Source organism: Buttiauxella ferragutiae (assembly GCF_022637515.1).
In the GTDB taxonomy this organism is placed as follows: Bacteria; Pseudomonadota; Gammaproteobacteria; order Enterobacterales; family Enterobacteriaceae; genus Buttiauxella; species Buttiauxella ferragutiae.
In genome coordinates this window covers 358,325-375,300 of the sequence record NZ_CP093332.1, presented here as the reverse complement: position 1 = coordinate 375,300, position 16,976 = coordinate 358,325, and the positions used below count along the sequence as shown (strand labels likewise).

Sequence of the window (16,976 nt, the reverse complement as noted above, 5' to 3'; positions counted from 1 at the left end):
ATTCACTCCGTGAAGCCTGCCGCAGACCATTACGGCAGGCATTGAGAAGGGATCAGGCCGGAACGAACAGGCCACAGTAGTAAAGAATGTTCAGAATGATGCCGGTTATCAACACCGCGACAACCGGAGAGGCCATTTTCTGAACCGGCCGACCCAGCGATTCGTTGAGGAAGTAAATCGCCGCCGCAATAGAAAAACCGGTATAGCCCGCCATTTTGATAGCCGCAAAGATAGAGCCAACCAGCAGCGCCATTTCCATCAACATATTCATCGAGTTACGGATGTTATCCGATGCGTTACGCACCGATGGATAACGCCCGAGCCATTTGCCGATGGAACGTAGCAGCAATACTTCAACGGAAATCACCACCGCACCCACCGCAAACGCTAACAGCGGGTTAGAAATCAAGTATCCGGCTGCGTAAACAAAGGTGAAACCAGCAACGGCGTACACACCCGTCGCCAGCGCCGTGGTGGCAATCAGTGGAACAAATCCCAGCCCACGCATAAACTCCGCAAGTGCGGCCTGATGCACCAGGGTTTGTGACTGCTCAGGCGTGATGCCTGCGGAATAAGCCTTCTCCAGCGTAAAGATCGACACTTCAGAACCGGCAAAAATCTTCATGCTGGCGACGACCGCAATCAACCCACCAACAACCGCGATATACGGTAGGTGCTTGATAATGCGCAATGTTCGCTCCTCAAAGACCGATACCCCCTCGGTATCATGTTCTCGCTCATCACGGGTACGGTGATCCTGAGTAATCGCAATCCCCAGCAGCATCACCATGCCGACGAAGATTTCGATAGATTCGGGATTGAGGTGCGGGAAGAAACGCACGATCAAAACGCGCGTCATTAACACCACAAAGGCTGCGAGCAGACTGCTCTTCCAGCCAAATTGATAGAAAATTGCCACCAGTGGGAACAGCGCAAATGCAGAAACCACTGGCGAGCTCAACTCACCCAACGAACCCAACACATCCACTGGCAGTGCCGTCAGCAAATGGTTTACCGGGATCAAGCAAGTCAGGATCAAAATTCCCCAGACTGCGCCCAACCCAAACGCCAACAAACTATTTGCCGCTAAGACTCCGAGGATATCTGTCGGCAGGAATAACAACCATGCATTAAGCAACCCAGTTTTCAGCGTAAACGAAATACCCACCGACGCCACGAAACCAATGCTCAGACCGAAAGCGATACTGCCCGCCTCGCGGCGATTCATATTACCTTCGATAAGCTGCGGCAAAATGGGGCGAATGCCGTCGTGGAACACGGCTGCTGACTTATGCGCCAGCAAGGCCGTCATCCCGGTCAGGCAGGCCACCACGATTATTTGAATGTAGAAATCCATAGCGCGGCCTTTATTTTAAATGGGCGATAAGCATCGGAATGGCATGCTCGATATGCTCAACCGACAGACCAAAAGCAACTTTCCCATCCGCCACCATTTTGGCCACCTGTTCTTCTTTTGCCTTAATGCCAGGCTTGGCGATGGTGCAGCTTTTGTTGTAACCAATCACCGCGATGGCAATGGAAAGTGCTGCCCCAGCGCCGGTATTACAGGCACCAATGTAGTAATCAAGCTGCCCGGATTTCACTTTCATGGCAGCTTCCATATCGTTGTAAATAAACACTTCAAAGCAGTCAGGTGCAGACGTTTCGATGGTTTTTTTAATAAGTTCACGCTGTAAGCCAGCAACACCGATCTTTTTCATGGGAAATCCTTATTTAAAGAAGACAGAGGGGTTGTCACGTAACATCAAATCAACGTCGGCCTGAGAGAAGCCTGCCTCGAGCAAAAGAGGCACGAACGTTGTCAGCAAATAATCAAAACCAAGCCCACCGTTCGCCTTCAGATGTGAACGACGGGTAATATCCATGGAAAGCATGACGTGGTCGAGCAACCCGCGGCTGGCAATTTCTTGCAGCATCGCCACGCGTTTCTCATCCGGGTAATAGTTGTTTTTCCCGATGGTATCGAACTGCACATACGCGCCCTGCTCAATCATGCGCAGAATGTTGTCGAGGTTATCTTTCAGGTCGCAGTGGCCCACAACAACGCGAGATAAATCCACACCGTGGCTTTTCAGCAGCGTCAGTTGTTCCAGCCCCATAGTGCTAAAAGAGGTGTGAGTTGAAATCGCACACCCAGTTTCACGGTGCGCTAAAGCCGCAGCAGCAAAAATTTTGACTTCATCAGGGGTTATCACATCCACGCTCGAACCAATTTCAGCAATGATCTCGGCCTTTAATTCGGTGCCATCAATACCTTGTTCAATTTCGTCGATCATCTCCTGCGCCAGTTTTTCAACGGGAGTTGTGGCGACGTGAGCCGGGAAAAAGTCATGCTGGTAATAACCGGTACACGCGACGACGTTCATTCCGCTATCACGCATGATATCCAACATAAACTGAGGGTTACGCCCCATGTAGCGGTTGGTCATTTCGATGATGTTGCGCACGCCCAGCGCGTACAGCGTTTTCATTTCCGCACAAATCAGGTCGTATTGATCCAGGCGGCAATCGATGTTGTTTTTGAATGACGACAAGTCGATATGCAGATGTTCATGCGCATAGGTGTAGCCCGACGCATCAATTCGTTGCTGTTCAGCCATGGTTGCCTCCGGTGTTCGTGGTGTGCAGTTGTGACAAGAATGAAGTGCCGTTTTGTGGCACATTTGCGTTGAAGAAATCGCAAACGGTAGCACCCACATCAGACAGTGTTGTTCTGCGGCCAAGATTTGCGCCGGTGATCCCCCGCTGCCAGACGAGTAGCGGCACATTTTCACGGGTGTGTTTGCTGTGGCCGATGGTCGGATCGTTGCCGTGATCGGCCATGACCACCAGGTAATCACTGGGCTGCATCACGTCCATTAACTTGCCGAGATTTTTATCCACCACCTGCAAACGCTCGGCGTAACGTGCGACATCCTGAGCGTGCCCGGCGAGGTCGGTTTCCTGAATGTTGGTGCAGATAAAAACGTCACCGGGCTTTTGGACTTCAGCAAGCGTGATGTCCATGATTTGCTGGGTATCAACGAGGTTCTGGTAGCTGACACCGTGCGGATTGATGGCGATGTCGGCCACTTTCCCTACCAGTACTGTTTTGATAGCGGACTCATGCAGTTTTTGTGGCACCTGTACGCTGGCATTCACCCCGAACCCCATATGAACGACCTGAAAACCGTGCTGATACACCCCGGATCGCGGCGCGTTAATGCCAATGTATTTGCCCTGTTTTTCCTCGGCGGCGTTCTGGAGTTGCAAACTGCTTTCCAGCAGGCCGCCAAACGCAATCACGCGCCCAACCTGCACGCAACGGCGGACAATTTCGCCGATATTGCGTACTTCCTCGAAAGAGATCGCATTCAGATTGGCACTGATGTTAAACACCTGGCCGAGGTCAGCTTCAAGGTTGTCGCCAATCGCCACCGCCTGATTGACCCACAAATATTGCAGCCCACTGCCCACCCGCTCGACCTGCCAACAATCGGCAATCAGTGCACGCTCTACTTCATCAATCACTTCAGAGAAAGGCATACGCAACGGCGCTTGTGGACGGGTACCGAGAATTTCCTGGTGCCCCATAAAAGTATCGCCACCTTCGTGTTGCAGCGCGGCTGTTCCGTAAACTGCATTCGCTGAAGGGCGCATGGCTCCGGTGGTAAAACCCAGCGCGTTGATCAAGCCAAGCTGTTCCAGCACCGGTAAACGTAATTGTGGGAAATGCTGCAAAATATGCCCGCAGGTATTTGCACCGACATCCTCCGGCCTGACTTGCGGCACATCGTCCATCGCGCCGACGCCAAAACTATCAATCACCACCACCACAAACTTACTCACGCGAACCTCCGCAAATGGGGTTACCAAGGCTGTCATACAAAGCTTCGAGTACAGGTTCTCCGCGGCTGATTCCGGACACCAGTGCCACATCGCTGCGCGTGACAAAAACCTGAGTACGGAAACACATCACCACTGGCGTGCTGACCGGGAACTCGCCCGCCAACCCGATGTGGTAATCAATGCTGCTGTCGTCCATCGGTAGCAATTTTGCTGATAAAGCTTCACCGTCCAGAACAGGGAAAACCAGCGCGTTTTGCGCATGACCACGGCGGTAATAACCGCCGCCGAAGCAATAGCTGTTGCCCTGAAACTGGTGTGAGATTTCGGTGAGATAGAGCATGGCGATGTGTTCTGGCTGGTCGCCATGCTGGTTAGCGGGAATCGTTCCGGTTAGAGCATGACCCGGTTCGGCATGGGTCACACCATATTCAGCCAGCAACGGTAAAGTGCTGCAACTTGAAGCCGATGGCGCGTTGAGCTGAGCCACGTCTATGCCCTGCGCACGAAGCATATCGCGCGCCTGCAATAGCGTATGCAGATTGGGCGTGGGCAGCGTTTGCTGTAATTCTTCATCCCAGAGCAGGCAGGGGAAGTGGGTCAGCCCGGCGATTTTCACGCCCGGCATGTTCTTGAGAGCGGCAACCACGTTATCCAGTGCTGACAACGGGAACCCGGCTTCCTGGCCTGAATACAGGTGGTCTTGTTCATCGAACACTTTCAACATGATGGGCTGGATATGCCCAAGACGTTGCGCTGCAACAGAGATTTCCTCGGCTTTATCCAGCGAGAAAACGGTGATCATTTCAGGTGAAACGGTGACGTTTTCCGTTACCAGACTTTTTGGTAGCTGAACTAAATGTCCGACATGGGAAACCGGTACTTCTGCATTGCGCAGCGTGCGGGCTTCTTTGAAATCCACCGCAACGGTACCGTGAAAACCCAGCTCAATCAGACGCTTCGCCAGCCACGGATTACGCCCCAGTTGCTTGGTCATCAGATACAGCGTGATGCCATGACGCTCTGCTGTTTCAAGCAGGCGGCGTCCATTTTCCAAAACCTTATCAACATCAATGACGCAGGTATCTGGCAATATCTCTCCCTGCTGCCATAACTTCAGTGCGGCCCCAATCAGTGCTGGGTTTTGTGCCTTGAGTGCTTCAATAAACATGCCCTTGCCTCTCGACTCCATGCTGCAAAAAAACTTAAATAATCATTTTTTTGAATATTTAAGTTAAAGCAGACGGCTGACAAAAAAATTCTTAGCCTTTGCTAACCATCCACAAACTAAACAGGTTCGCGAGCAGATAGCCTTCTTCATTCGGGTGAATATTCACATCAAAGGGCGCCAGCATCGCCTGGTGAATCGGCAGCAGTTCGGCATAAGCCTGAGAAGTGACAATTTCTTCCAGCAGGTCTTCATCAAGTGGGCCGATTTCTTCACCCCGACGGCTGCGCATCAGCGCGTTTGCCATATGGGTGATCGCCATTTCCCCTTGTTCATTACGCATGGGAATGGCCCACACCGTTTCCATTTTCTCAACGACAGCAATCATGCCGTCGCAAATATCTCTGTCGATAACGCCCGCATCACACAGCAGGTTTAGCCGTTCTTCCATCCTGATTTACCCTTTGATGAAGTTCTAATAGCTTGGCTCCTGCTCACCCAGCAGCACTCTTTGTTGGTGAGCAAGCAGCTCATTTTTGTTCACCACTGTGCGCAGCAATTGATTAATTGGCGCATCATCGACGCGAGTCAGCACCACGGCCTCAGAAGCCTGCAAAAAACGCGAGTCGCCTTTAAGGGGCTGCGCTTGCAGGCCGAGTAACTCAAGATCCGCCTCACTACCCACGTTCCAGATAACCGCATCAATTTCGCCTTTGGCGATACGATTAAGGCTCTCGTGGTAAGGCACATCGAGGATCTCAACCGGCTGACCCGCGAAATAAATGTCCGTCATAATGCGCTGATCGGCGGAACGCGGGTCGAGGCCGACACGTCTAATTTGCTGATTACCGGTACGGCAAATCAATTTGTGTTCGCCAACGTAAGTGTGTGGCCCAAGTTCCAGCGCCATAAAGACATCGCTGTTATCGAGATAGCTCTGCGCGGCAAGCCTTGAGACAACCGCAAGGTCATAGACGCCATTCAACAAGCATTCCACCCGAACATCTGAGCCACGCATATGCGCGTAGTAAAATGGGATGCCATCAAACTGCGCTTTCAGGCCACTGGCTAAACCTTCATAAAGCCGGGTGTAAGGCAGCGGCATCGCACACACGACATTGCCGATATCAGCAAAAGCCAATAAGGCTTTGTTATCCATGCTGACCAGATAGCTGCCGTTGCGCCCGCGTCTCTCAACTTTTACCGCTCCGGCATTCTCAAGGGTTTTTAACGCCGCCTGAATCAGCCCGACGGAAAAGCGACATTCGCTCGCCAGTTCATCAATGGTTTTCAGTCGGTTACCGCTTTTCTCGCCCAGCAAATAACGCGCCAGACTGGCCTGGGCAACCCCTTCTTTTTTGATAAAGCTACGGCTCATATTTAATCTTCAATTTATTGAATGGTTATATCTTCATTAAATTGAATATAAATGGCAAACGGGAAAGATGCAAAAAGAGAATGGGATCACAAAAGATATTTAGCTGGGGAATTTATGGGGAGGGACGCCCTCACCCCGGCCCTCTCCCACAGGAGAGGGAGAAAACCGATCAATCCCTTCTCCTGCAGGGCAGGAGAAAACCGATCAATCCCTTCTCCCTCAGGACAGGGGAAAACCGATCAATCCCTTCTCCCTCAGGACAGGGGAAAACCGATCAATCCCTTCTCCCTCAGGACAGGGGAAAACCGATCAATCCCTTCTCCCTCAGGACAGGGGAAAACCGATCAATCCCTTCTCCCTCAGGGAGAAGGTTAGGATGAGGGTTGTGTTAAAAATTATGGGTGTGCGACAAACCCAATAACTTCATAGACCTTTTTCAGCGTGGCACTGGCGTGCGCACGTGCTTTCTCGGCACCGTCTTTCATCACTTGCTGCAAGAATGCTTCATCGTTACGGAAACGATGAAAACGCTCCTGCAACTCGGTCAACATGTCTGAAACAGCCTCAGCCACGTCGCCTTTCAGGTGCCCATACATTTTGCCTTCAAACTGCTGCTCAAGCTCAGGGATAGATTTACCCGTCACACCCGCCAGGATATCCAGCATGTTGGATACGCCCGCTTTGTTGGCAGTATCGTAACGCACGACAGGTGGCTCGTCCGAGTCAGTTACCGCGCGTTTGATTTTCTTCACGACAGATTTCGGGTCTTCCAGCAGGCCAATAACGTTGTTGCGGTTATCGTCTGATTTAGACATTTTCTTGGTCGGCTCAAGCAGAGACATTACGCGCGCGCCAGATTTCGGGATGAACGGCTCTGGTACTTTGAACACATCACCGTACAACGCATTGAAACGTGCAGCGATATCGCGGCTCAGTTCCAGGTGCTGTTTCTGGTCTTCACCAACGGGCACCAGGTTGGTCTGGTACAGCAGAATGTCAGCGGCCATCAGCACCGGATAATCAAACAGGCCAGCGTTAATGTTTTCAGCATAGCGGGAAGATTTATCTTTGAACTGAGTCATGCGGCTTAGCTCACCAAAATAGGTGTAGCAGTTCAGTACCCAGCCCAGTTGTGCATGTTCAGGCACATGGGACTGTACAAAAATTGTACTTTTCGCCGGGTCAATACCGCAAGCCAGGTACAACGCCAACGTATCGAGAGTACGGCTGCGTAGTTGTGTCGCATCCTGACGCGCGGTAATCGCGTGCTGGTCAACGATGCAGTAAATGCAGTGGTAATCATCCTGCATATGGACCCACTGACGCAGCGCACCCATGTAGTTACCAATGGTCAATTCACCTGATGGCTGTGCGCCACTAAAGACGATGGGCTTACTCATGTTCTGATTCCTGATGTTCTTTGTTAGAGAGCCCTAATGCGGGCAATAAATCGTTGAAATGGTCGTACACGAAATCGGGTTTGCTCAACTCGATGGCTTCACCGTAGTTATAACCATAAGTCAGGCCAATGGAACAGCACCCAGCCGCCTGTGCAGCGAGAATATCGTTGCGTGAATCACCAACAAACAGCAGCTCTTCAGCACTGAGGTTCAACTTCTCCATCACTTTGTGCAGCGCTTCGGGATGCGGTTTCTTATTTTCCACATCATCGCCACCAATAATGATTTTGAAGTAATGCGCGATGCCTAATCTTTCCAGCATCGGCAGCACAAATGGAGTCGGCTTGTTAGTGACCAGGCCCATCGGCAGGCCTTTCTCGGCCAATGCCGCCAGAGTGTTAGCCACTTCAGGGAACAGGAAACTGCCCTCTTCCGCAGTTTGTGCATAGAAAGCATCAAACAGTTTACGCGCGATACGGCACTGGTCGTCTTGTGGCTCTTCGCCTTTTAACGCCCAGGTCAGCGCACGCTTAACCAGCACATCGGCACCATTGCCGATCCACTTTTCAACTTTGTCTTCACCTGCTGTTGGCAACTCCAGCGCATACAGCGCCTGGTCCATTGCCTGCGTCAAACCCAATGCGGTGTCAACCAGCGTACCGTCTAAATCAAAGGCGATACCGCGAATTTTATTTAACTTATCCATGAGTTACCTTTGCCAACTCACTACGCATACGGTCAATAACCGCTTTGTAATCCGGCTGGTTGAAAATCGCAGAACCGGCGACAAACATATCTGCACCTGCTGCGGCAATTTCTGCGATGTTGTCCGCTTTTACACCACCGTCGACTTCCAGGCGGATGTCATAACCGGAAGCATCAATACGTTCACGCACCTGACGTAATTTTTCCAGCGTATGAGGAATGAAAGATTGCCCACCGAAACCGGGGTTAACGGACATCAGCAAAATCACATCCAGCTTATCCATAACGTGATCAAGCCAACTGAGCGATGTCGCCGGGTTAAACACCAGGCCTGCTTTACAGCCATGCTCTTTAATCAGTTGCAGGGAACGGTCAACATGCTCTGACGCTTCCGGGTGGAAGGTGATGATATTGGCACCGGCAGCGGCGAAGTCCGGAATAATACGGTCAACGGGTTTCACCATCAGATGCACATCAACAGGAGCGGTAATACCGTAATCACGCAGGGCTTTTAGTACCATCGGGCCGATGGTGAGGTTGGGGACGTAATGGTTATCCATAACATCAAAATGGACGACATCCGCACCAGCAGCCAGTACCGCAGCCGTGTCTTCACCCAGGCGGGCAAAATCGGCTGAGAGGATTGATGGGGCAATCAAAAACTGTTTCATCCGCTTCTCCAATAGCAAATCAAAAACGACCGCGGGCGAAACAGCTTAGGCACCGACTTTGTAAAGCGCCAGCAGTTCGTCCACCTTGTTACGTTTTCCACCATCCCGACTGATGCTGCGCCGAACCTGCAACTTATGCATTTTCGCCTGCTTGTACCATAACCGAGTCAACTCAGTGTCATGGTTTGAAATCAGCACCGGGATGCCACCTTCTTGCAAGTTTTCAGCTAACTGCGCCAGATGTTGTTGCTGCACCATATTAAAGCTATCAGTGTGATACGCCGTAAAATTAGCCGTGGCAGACAATGGCGCGTAAGGCGGGTCGCAATAGACTACAGAACCCGCAGCGACATTCGCCATGCTGACATCATACGACTGGCACAGGAACGTGGCGTTTTGTGCTCGCTCGGCAAAATGATACAACTCTTCTTCCGGGAAGTAGGGTTTGATGTAGCGGCCGAACGGGACGTTGAATTCACCACGTAGGTTATAACGACAAAGGCCGTTGTAACAATGGCGGTTCAGATATAAAAACAGAAGTGCACGACGGAACTCATCTTTGCACAGATTAAATTCAGTTCGATTGAGATAGAACGCTTGCTCGTCGTTTTGTGCCGCAGTGAAGAGTTTTCTGGACTCTTCAACGTACTCATCCGTACGTGTTTTGACGATGTTATATAGGTTAATCAGATCGCTATTAATATCTGCGAGGATATAACGGGAGTAATCAGTATTCAGAAAGACTGAGCCAGCACCAACAAACGGCTCAATCAGACAATCACCTTTCGGCAGATACTTTTTAATGTCTTCGAGCAGGGGGTATTTCCCCCCCGCCCATTTCAGAAAAGCGCGATTTTTTTTCATGCTGCCTAACTATTTACACCTTTTCCTGCTGTGGAAAGGTTCCAACAGCGGCTGCGCTTGTTCATCACTTCAGATCAGACTGAACCTGATGGATAGGTTTTGCCCACGGGTTCTTAGCCTGTACATCAGCTGGCAATGTTGCTACGGCACGTTTTGCCTCATCTTTGCTGGCGTAAATACCGCTAACCAACACATACCATGGCTGACCATTTCGAACTGTCTGGTAGACCATATAGTGTTGCAGTTTCTCTTTCTTCGCCCAGGCATTCAAGTTATCTGAGTTAGAAGAGGAGCTGAGTTGTAAGGTGTAATTGCTACCAGGAGCGCCTTTGATTGCGCCCGCATCACCCGCTACAGCACCTGTTGCTGCTGTCACTGGCGCGGCGGCTGTTGCTTTCGGAGCCGGAGTGGCTGCGGTAGCAGTGGTCGTAGTCGTCGCTTTCGGTGCAACTTCGGTCACAGGGACTTTCACAGATGTAGTCGCAGTTGGTGCTGGAACTGGAGCTGGCTCGCTACGTTTCGCAGTCGTTACCGGTTTTGGTTCCGCTACTGGCGTTTTCGCCACAGTCTGTTGCTTAGCAGGCTGAGTTTTGTGCGGCTCAATCACTGCAGTTTTACGTTCCTGGCGTGGTGCTGCTGGCTTCGCAGGCTCTGATTTCGCGACCGGGCGTGGTGCTGTCGTTGCGCCATTACTACCTGCAACTGCGGCAACTGTAGCCGGTGCGGTTGGCAACGTTGAATTGCTCACCACATTATCAATCTGGCCGGATTGTTGAGTCAGGGCGTTATTCAGATCACCCGGAACTTCAACACGCTGCTGGCCCTGAGGTGCAGGCTGAGTTTGTGCGTCAGTCGGGGTTGACGAAATGGCAGGAAGAGTCACTTCTTGTGGGTTTCCTGCATTTTCTGTCTGGTTAGCCGCAGATGTCGAACCTGGCTGAGGTTGAGTACCATTAGCCTGATCGCTAGTAGAACCAGACAGATCAATGTTTTTCTCGGCAGACGGATTCTTATTCACGGTTTCCGTATCAGAAGATGGGGCTTTCAGCGCCGAACCAATCCCAATGATGAGCAGCAACAGAACGAGAATACCAATGCCCATCATCAGGTGCTGACGGGATACCGGAACTTTCGGTTTAGCGGATTTTTTGCGGGCACGTGCCGGACGACGTTCTTCTGCATCAACTTGCATCTCGTCATCGTTTTCATACTCTTCTTCATCACGAGTACGGCGGGAACGCGCAGGACGAGGCTCGTCGGCGTCTAACTCAACATCATCGACATTGAAATGTGGCTCACTGTCGCGCTCATCAGCTTTACGGTTACGGCCTGAACGGCGATCGCTGGGATCAGGTTTCAGTTCGTCTTCCGGTTTAAACTCATCCATTTAACACCCCACTCAAAGGCTTATGCCAGCAATTCGAACTCAGCACATCACCCGAAGTTAAAAATCGCCTGACTACAAGCGACCGAAATTTCTAATAATTAAGCCTGCTGACAATCAGCAATGGCGGACAAAACGACATCGTGTGGCACTCCGCCACGCATTTCACTCTTCCCGATTGCCAGTGGCAGCACCAAGCGCAGCTCACCAGCTAAAACTTTCTTGTCACGCATCATGTGGGGCATATACGCGGCGGCAAGCATTTCTTTCGGCCCGGTCACTGGCAGCCCGGCACGTTGTAGCAGTTTGATGATTCTGCGCACATCGGCCTCACTGAAATTCCCAAGACGCTGTGCTGTACGAGCCGCCATCACCATACCTGCAGCAACAGCTTCACCGTGCAGCCAGTTGCCATAGCCCATTTCAGCTTCTATAGCGTGACCAAAGGTGTGGCCCAGATTCAGTAAAGCACGTAAGCCGCTTTCGCGCTCGTCAGCGGCAACAACTTCGGCTTTCAGCTCACAACAACGACGAATACACCAGGACATCGCTTTGCCATCAAGCGCCAGCAATGCGTCCAGGTTTTCTTCAAGCCAATCGAAGAATTCACCGTCGAGAATAATGCCGTATTTAATCACTTCAGCCAGGCCAGAGGCTAACTCCCGCGGCGGTAAAGTTTTCAGACAGTCGAGATCCACCACAACCGAAGCTGGCTGGTAGAACGCACCAATCATATTTTTACCGAGGGGGTGGTTAACGGCTGTTTTTCCGCCAACTGAAGAGTCCACTTGCGAAAGCAAGGTGGTTGGGACTTGAATAAAACGCACGCCACGTTGATAGCTCGCCGCAGCAAAGCCAGTCAGGTCACCGACGACACCGCCACCAAGGGCGATGAGTGTCGTATCACGACCGTGTGGCTTTTCAAGCAACGCGGTAAAGACAGTATCTAATACTGCGAGGCTTTTAAATTGTTCGCCATCCGGAAGGATGACGGAATCGACTTTAACGCCCGCTTGCTCAAGCACGCCACGCACCTTATCCAGGTAGAGCGGCGCCAGGGTTTCATTGGTCACCAGCATCGTTTGGTCGCCAGCTTTCAGCGGCCCAAAAGATGCCGAGTCACTAAATAACCCAGCAGCAATGGTGATAGGGTAACTACGTTCCCCGAGAGTGACTGTTAACCTCTCCATAACGCGAAGTCCACCTTGATGTTGCTTAGCCCGCAGGCGTTTTTTTCGATTAAGCCAGAATCAGTTGCTTTCCAACATATGAATAATCTGGTTGGCAACCACTTTGGCGCTTTGGTCGTCAGTGCGAATCGTCACATCAGCAATCTCTTCGTAAAGAGGATTGCGCTCTTGAGCTAATGCTTCAAGAACTTCACGCGGTGGAGTCTCAACTTGCAGCAGTGGGCGCTTTTTATCGCGCTGTGTACGAGCAAGCTGTTTTTCGATTGTGGTTTCAAGATACACCACAACTCCACGGGCGGAGAGACGGTTACGGGTCTCACGAGACTTCACAGAGCCGCCGCCAGTTGCCAGCACAATGCCCTGCTTTTCAGTGAGTTCGTTGATGATTTTTTCTTCGCGATCGCGGAAGCCGTCTTCGCCTTCAACGTCGAATACCCAGCCCACATCAGCTCCAGTACGTTTCTCAATCTCTTGATCAGAATCGAAAAATTCCATATTGAGTTGCTGAGCTAACTGACGCCCAATAGTGCTTTTGCCGGCACCCATAGGCCCAACCAGAAAGATATTGCGTTTCTCTGCCATTTTTTCGGTACTACTAAGACAATTCGTTGATGATAAACCCGCCCTGTTAAAACCAGGTGCAGCGGGACATGAACTGAAACCTCATAAGCGATAGTGCGAGAGTCAGACTGAAAATTATCTCAATACTCAAGGTGGTTTGGCAACCGATTATATTCCCCAGCGTTCTTATGAAGAAGAAAATGCATAAATCAGGGTTATCTGTCACAAGTCTTGAGCATCCAGCCTCTCGAAACGGTACACCTTGTAAGCTAATTCCTCTCTGCCGTCAAACACCTGGGCACCGTTTCAAAGAAAAACTCCACTATGGCGAAAGAAAACACTATAGAACAGGGATAAGTCGCGGAGTAATAAATACCACTAATTCGCGGCGCTGATGGTTTTTAGCATCGTGGCGAAACAGGCTCCCGACGAGTGGGAGCGAGCCGAGAATGGGTACACTATCATTGCTGTCTTTGTTTTGCTGCTGGAAAATCCCACCCAGCGCGAGGGTTTCGCCATCTTTCACCGCCACCACAGTTTCTATCTCTTGCTTGTCTATCGCCAGCACTTCGCCATCAGCCTGCTGAATACTTCGGCCCGGCATATTTTGGCTGATACGTAGCTTCAAACGAATATTGCCATGAGGCTGAATGGTTGGAGTCACTTCCATCCCCAGAACCGCTTCCTTAAATTCAATTGCGGTTGCCCCACTCTCACCGCTAGAAACCTGATAGGGAATTTCAGTCCCTTGTTTAATGCTGGCAGGTTGCTGGTGAGCTGCCATCAAGCGCGGGCTGGCAATAATCTCTAATTGTTGCTGCTGCTCCAGAGCAGATAGCTCCAGTTCCAGCAGCCGGCCATCGATGCGAGCAATATTGAAACCGACTTTAGTCGTGGCGTTTGCGACCGAGAGATCGGCCGAGATTCCCGTAGGCTGGTAAATTTTACTTTCTCCAGTTTGCTCCGCAGCAGACCATTTCACACCCAGCTCGCGCAGCTTGTCCTGATTGATAGTGACGATATGGGCTTCGATTTCCACTTGCCCAATGGGTAAATCCATTTCAGCTATCCAGGCGGTAATCTGTTTCAATACATCCTTATTGTCATGCACAATCAGCCGATTAGTTCGCTTATCTACCGTGACATAGCCCATGGCGCTCATTAGTTTCGCGCCAGCCGATTTCAATGCACTGGCTAGCTCTTCAACATCAGCATGATGGGGGGCAAAAACCTGCTGCAACATCGGTTGGTTGAGAGTGAGCTGTTTACGCTGTTCCATTGCTAACGCTTGCTGTTCGCGCTGGCGAGCCTTAGAAAGAATTTGTATGACATTGCCGTCCCGTTGCTGAGTCAGCTCAGCGCTATTGAGCACCAGTTGAAACGCTTGTTTCCACGGCACATTGATTAAATTAAGCGACAGCACACCTTCAACACCAGGTGCAATCAACAGATTAACTCGTTGGGTTTCAGCCAGCGCCTGCAACACCTGGCTTATCGGCGCATCATCAAGTACCAGCGAAATACCTTTATCGGCCTGGCTGGTGAATGGCAGCACCAGCGTCAGAAGTAATACCCGCATCCATTGCATGTGTTTTTCCTTTTATATCCCAACGGTAAGAAGAGATTGGGCAACCTGGACCAAGTTTGGCGACCACATATCCCTCACCCACGCTTTCAATCTGAGCACCTTCAAAGAGCTCGCTATCTTGCTTGATTCGCCGCCATGCACCTTGTGGGCCGAGCATCAAAGCCGTGCTGGTGTTGGTTGAAGTGATAACGCCATTTAACGACCAACTCTCAAGTTGAGTAGCCAGACTTTCACAGAGCGAAATGTGTGGCTGAAAGGGATTTGGAGGTATCGCCCACGCCGGGGAGAGAACCAGGAAGACCAACCCGCTAATGCTACGGATCATCGGCAAACTCCATGCCCAGAACCAGATTGAGTAACTCCCCTTGGGCCGTGATGGTGAACGAGTGGTCTGCCACAACACGGTATTCAGCGAGCCATATGAATAATCCTGGCAATTTTTCCCACGGAACCAACATAGTCAGAACAGCGCTTCTCTCTTCCGGCTGCCACTTCACTAATTGCCCGTCCGCTTGTCTGACAAACTCCACCACGGAAAACACTGGCGAATTTGACGACATAACAGGTTGTTCATGTGCAGCCAACTGCCGGATTTTGTGTCTTAACAGTGCCAGTTGTTGACTCGCTTTCATGCTGTTCGCTTGCAACTGTTGAATCTGAGAATGCTGCGGCACTACCAGCAACAGCCATACGGCAAGAATGACCATGCTACTTAAGATGGCAAAGGTAACGACGCGTACCCAGTGCGCACCACTAAACCAGCGTTCAATCAGCCAGGGCATTGGCTACCTCAGACAGCGTGAGTGTGAAACCGAAGCCAAACCCACCGGGTGTTTCATGCTGAACCGCATCCGTCTGAACTGTCGCCACATCGCCAAGCTGAGCAAGGTCCTTTTCCAGCGTCCGTATATCTTCCAGTTCCATTGCGTGTCCCTTAATCTCAAATCGCCCCTTTTGTAGGGTGAGAGAGGACAGCCAGGCTCCGGCAGGCAAGCCGCTCGCCAGACGAAGTAATCGCCGTTCCCATACCTGCACGGCCTGTTGCTGTGCATCGCGAATTTGCTGCAACTGCAGTAATTTTCTGTTCTGTTCCTGCAAACCCAATTGTTGCTGATACAGGGCTTGCAAGGCGGGAAGCGTACTTGTCAGATATGCATTTTGAATCTGCTGCTGGCTTAATTTCCATGCCGATAACTGCCGGGCGCCAGCGGCAAATAAAGGAGCGAGAATGAAAACCGCAGCCAGCAATACACTCCAACGGCATATCCTCTGTTGGCGCAGTGTCTTCCTCCAGGGCAATAAATTTATTAGCCCTTTCATCGGGAAACCTGACCGATTGCCAGCGCTATTGCCACCGTAAATATCCCGCCATGACGTGGCAATGGCGGCTGCAAACGTGAAAGTGCCTCCCAGGCGTCCAAAAGTAATACCCCAGTTGGCAGTGACTGTGGCTGCGCGAAACTCAGTGCCACTCTGTCTGGCGCAGTTTTTAATTGCAGGCATAGCTCGGCAATCGTTGGGACAACATGGGTATCAACCCATCCCCAACGTGGCATGGCTTCAGCAGAGGCCCACAACCAGTGATCCCCTTCGTGATGTACCAAATACTGGCACTTCTCCAAATGACACGGCGCAATGAGCGCTGGCAATGCACTCGCACCGGGAGTTAGCGTTGCCGGATAGAGCCTTATCGCTGCCAGACTTTTTATCAACGCTGCGACATCTGTCTGGCGCGCAGCTATGATCAGATACGGGTCAGTAACATCTTGTGACGCTAAATAATCCCAGCACAATTGAGCCGGTGTCATCTGCAACTGCCGGGCAGTAGCTGATGCGATATACGCTTCACTTGCAGGTTCCGCCAGACGTTTATCAGGCGCAGGAATGGGGCGTTGCAATGTCCGTTGGGTTGGGAAAGAAACGCGTAATTGATGGCGAACCGGCAATTCTTTTCGCCAGTCCAGCAAAGCTTTAGTGAAAGCTTCAGAATTAGTTAATAAACCATCACGAAAGGTGCCTTCGGGCAATGGAAGTTGCCACCAATGCCGAAGCTGCCACCCTTGCCGCTGGCGCTGGACAGCCACAGCACGAATGCTTTCATGTTGAATATCCAGGCCTATTTGCCAGGTCGAGAACATCATGATTACGATCTCCTTATCGCCGTGCGAGGAAAATGCCATACCAATGCCACTGGCTTGCCTTTATACTACCGCGCGGTTGT

Annotated in this window: 19 protein-coding genes; all 19 read right to left on the bottom strand. The window is 51.2% G+C overall.

Going from position 1 to position 16,976, the window contains the following annotated elements:
- Nucleotides 1-52 precede the first annotated feature (52 nt).
- The 19 genes from MNO13_RS01620 to MNO13_RS01530 all read right to left on the bottom strand — a co-directional run bounded on the left by MNO13_RS01620 (nt 53) and on the right by MNO13_RS01530 (nt 16,896).
- Complete coding sequence (locus tag MNO13_RS01620) at nt 53-1,357, bottom strand: YhfT family protein (RefSeq protein WP_241939468.1); 1,305 nt, start codon at nt 1,355-1,357, stop codon at nt 53-55.
- 10 nt (nt 1,358-1,367) lie between these two features.
- Nucleotides 1,368-1,721 carry a DUF2620 domain-containing protein gene (locus tag MNO13_RS01615; protein WP_034499110.1) on the bottom strand — a complete coding sequence of 118 codons (354 nt, stop codon included), beginning with the start codon at nt 1,719-1,721 and terminating at the stop codon, nt 1,368-1,370.
- Nucleotides 1,722-1,730: 9 nt separating this feature from the next.
- Nucleotides 1,731-2,621, bottom strand: a complete 891-nt coding sequence (locus MNO13_RS01610) for a phosphotriesterase-related protein (protein WP_241939467.1) — start codon at nt 2,619-2,621, stop codon at nt 1,731-1,733.
- Nucleotides 2,614-3,849, bottom strand: coding sequence for a phosphopentomutase (locus MNO13_RS01605; RefSeq protein WP_241939466.1), 1,236 nt, complete (start codon nt 3,847-3,849; stop codon nt 2,614-2,616). The genes MNO13_RS01610 and MNO13_RS01605 overlap by 8 nt, the downstream gene beginning before the upstream one ends.
- Nucleotides 3,842-5,017, bottom strand: coding sequence for a YhfX family PLP-dependent enzyme (locus tag MNO13_RS01600; RefSeq protein ID WP_121814761.1), 1,176 nt, complete (start codon nt 5,015-5,017; stop codon nt 3,842-3,844). Before MNO13_RS01600 ends, MNO13_RS01605 begins: the two co-directional genes overlap by 8 nt.
- Nucleotides 5,018-5,108: 91 nt before the next feature.
- Nucleotides 5,109-5,465 carry a hypothetical protein gene (locus MNO13_RS01595; RefSeq protein ID WP_064542862.1) on the bottom strand — a complete coding sequence of 119 codons (357 nt, stop codon included), beginning with the start codon at nt 5,463-5,465 and terminating at the stop codon, nt 5,109-5,111.
- Nucleotides 5,466-5,489: 24 nt separating this feature from the next.
- Nucleotides 5,490-6,392, bottom strand: coding sequence for a GntR family transcriptional regulator YhfZ (gene yhfZ, locus MNO13_RS01590; protein ID WP_241939465.1), 903 nt, complete (start codon nt 6,390-6,392; stop codon nt 5,490-5,492).
- Nucleotides 6,393-6,787: 395 nt separating this feature from the next.
- Nucleotides 6,788-7,792 (bottom strand): tryptophan--tRNA ligase, encoded by a 1,005-nt coding sequence (gene trpS / locus MNO13_RS01585; RefSeq protein ID WP_064542856.1) that lies wholly within the window; start codon nt 7,790-7,792, stop codon nt 6,788-6,790.
- Complete coding sequence (locus tag MNO13_RS01580; RefSeq protein ID WP_064542851.1) at nt 7,785-8,498, bottom strand: phosphoglycolate phosphatase; 714 nt, start codon at nt 8,496-8,498, stop codon at nt 7,785-7,787. Before MNO13_RS01580 ends, trpS begins: the two co-directional genes overlap by 8 nt.
- Entirely contained in the window at nt 8,491-9,168 is a 678-nt protein-coding gene (gene rpe / locus MNO13_RS01575) for a ribulose-phosphate 3-epimerase (RefSeq protein WP_064542848.1), read from the bottom strand. The genes MNO13_RS01580 and rpe overlap by 8 nt, the downstream gene beginning before the upstream one ends.
- A gap of 45 nt (nt 9,169-9,213) precedes the next feature.
- Entirely contained in the window at nt 9,214-10,032 is an 819-nt protein-coding gene (gene dam, locus MNO13_RS01570; RefSeq protein ID WP_064542845.1) for an adenine-specific DNA-methyltransferase, read from the bottom strand.
- Between the two features lie 64 nt (nt 10,033-10,096).
- Entirely contained in the window at nt 10,097-11,419 is a 1,323-nt protein-coding gene (gene damX, locus MNO13_RS01565; RefSeq protein WP_064542842.1) for a cell division protein DamX, read from the bottom strand.
- A gap of 98 nt (nt 11,420-11,517) precedes the next feature.
- Nucleotides 11,518-12,606 carry a 3-dehydroquinate synthase gene (gene aroB / locus MNO13_RS01560; RefSeq protein ID WP_064542839.1) on the bottom strand — a complete coding sequence of 363 codons (1,089 nt, stop codon included), beginning with the start codon at nt 12,604-12,606 and terminating at the stop codon, nt 11,518-11,520.
- Between the two features lie 60 nt (nt 12,607-12,666).
- Nucleotides 12,667-13,188, bottom strand: a complete 522-nt coding sequence (gene aroK, locus MNO13_RS01555) for a shikimate kinase AroK (RefSeq protein ID WP_064542836.1) — start codon at nt 13,186-13,188, stop codon at nt 12,667-12,669.
- Nucleotides 13,189-13,507: 319 nt separating this feature from the next.
- Entirely contained in the window at nt 13,508-14,755 is a 1,248-nt protein-coding gene (gene pilQ / locus MNO13_RS01550) for a type IV pilus secretin PilQ (RefSeq protein ID WP_074388510.1), read from the bottom strand.
- Nucleotides 14,694-15,080, bottom strand: a complete 387-nt coding sequence (locus MNO13_RS01545) for a HofP DNA utilization family protein (protein WP_241939464.1) — start codon at nt 15,078-15,080, stop codon at nt 14,694-14,696. Before MNO13_RS01545 ends, pilQ begins: the two co-directional genes overlap by 62 nt.
- Entirely contained in the window at nt 15,070-15,537 is a 468-nt protein-coding gene (locus tag MNO13_RS01540) for a HofO family protein (protein ID WP_241939463.1), read from the bottom strand. Before MNO13_RS01540 ends, MNO13_RS01545 begins: the two co-directional genes overlap by 11 nt.
- On the bottom strand, nt 15,521-16,075 hold the full coding sequence (locus MNO13_RS01535) for a PilN domain-containing protein (protein WP_064542827.1): 555 nt from the start codon (nt 16,073-16,075) through the stop codon (nt 15,521-15,523). Before MNO13_RS01535 ends, MNO13_RS01540 begins: the two co-directional genes overlap by 17 nt.
- A complete protein-coding gene (locus MNO13_RS01530; protein ID WP_241939462.1) occupies nt 16,072-16,896 on the bottom strand; it encodes a type IV pilus biogenesis protein PilM in 825 nt (274 codons plus the stop codon). Before MNO13_RS01530 ends, MNO13_RS01535 begins: the two co-directional genes overlap by 4 nt.
- Nucleotides 16,897-16,976: the final 80 nt, after the last annotated feature.

Bases quoted from the DNA above. Each gene is read 5' to 3' on its own strand.
- MNO13_RS01620 (WP_241939468.1), bottom strand. From the start codon at position 1,357: ATGGATTTCTACATTCAAATAATCGTGGTGGCCTGCCTGACCGGGATG.
- MNO13_RS01615 (WP_034499110.1), bottom strand. From the start codon at position 1,721: ATGAAAAAGATCGGTGTTGCTGGCTTACAGCGTGAACTTATTAAAAAA.
- MNO13_RS01610 (WP_241939467.1), bottom strand. From the start codon at position 2,621: ATGGCTGAACAGCAACGAATTGATGCGTCGGGCTACACCTATGCGCAT.
- MNO13_RS01600 (WP_121814761.1), bottom strand. From the start codon at position 5,017: ATGTTTATTGAAGCACTCAAGGCACAAAACCCAGCACTGATTGGGGCC.
- MNO13_RS01595 (WP_064542862.1), bottom strand. From the start codon at position 5,465: ATGGAAGAACGGCTAAACCTGCTGTGTGATGCGGGCGTTATCGACAGA.
- yhfZ (WP_241939465.1), bottom strand. From the start codon at position 6,392: ATGAGCCGTAGCTTTATCAAAAAAGAAGGGGTTGCCCAGGCCAGTCTG.
- trpS (WP_064542856.1), bottom strand. From the start codon at position 7,792: ATGAGTAAGCCCATCGTCTTTAGTGGCGCACAGCCATCAGGTGAATTG.
- MNO13_RS01580 (WP_064542851.1), bottom strand. From the start codon at position 8,498: ATGGATAAGTTAAATAAAATTCGCGGTATCGCCTTTGATTTAGACGGT.
- rpe (WP_064542848.1), bottom strand. From the start codon at position 9,168: ATGAAACAGTTTTTGATTGCCCCATCAATCCTCTCAGCCGATTTTGCC.
- dam (WP_064542845.1), bottom strand. From the start codon at position 10,032: ATGAAAAAAAATCGCGCTTTTCTGAAATGGGCGGGGGGGAAATACCCC.
- damX (WP_064542842.1), bottom strand. From the start codon at position 11,419: ATGGATGAGTTTAAACCGGAAGACGAACTGAAACCTGATCCCAGCGAT.
- aroB (WP_064542839.1), bottom strand. From the start codon at position 12,606: ATGGAGAGGTTAACAGTCACTCTCGGGGAACGTAGTTACCCTATCACC.
- aroK (WP_064542836.1), bottom strand. From the start codon at position 13,188: ATGGCAGAGAAACGCAATATCTTTCTGGTTGGGCCTATGGGTGCCGGC.
- pilQ (WP_074388510.1), bottom strand. From the start codon at position 14,755: ATGCAATGGATGCGGGTATTACTTCTGACGCTGGTGCTGCCATTCACC.
- MNO13_RS01545 (WP_241939464.1), bottom strand. From the start codon at position 15,080: ATGATCCGTAGCATTAGCGGGTTGGTCTTCCTGGTTCTCTCCCCGGCG.
- MNO13_RS01540 (WP_241939463.1), bottom strand. From the start codon at position 15,537: ATGCCCTGGCTGATTGAACGCTGGTTTAGTGGTGCGCACTGGGTACGC.
- MNO13_RS01535 (WP_064542827.1), bottom strand. From the start codon at position 16,075: ATGAAAGGGCTAATAAATTTATTGCCCTGGAGGAAGACACTGCGCCAA.
- MNO13_RS01530 (WP_241939462.1), bottom strand. From the start codon at position 16,896: ATGATGTTCTCGACCTGGCAAATAGGCCTGGATATTCAACATGAAAGC.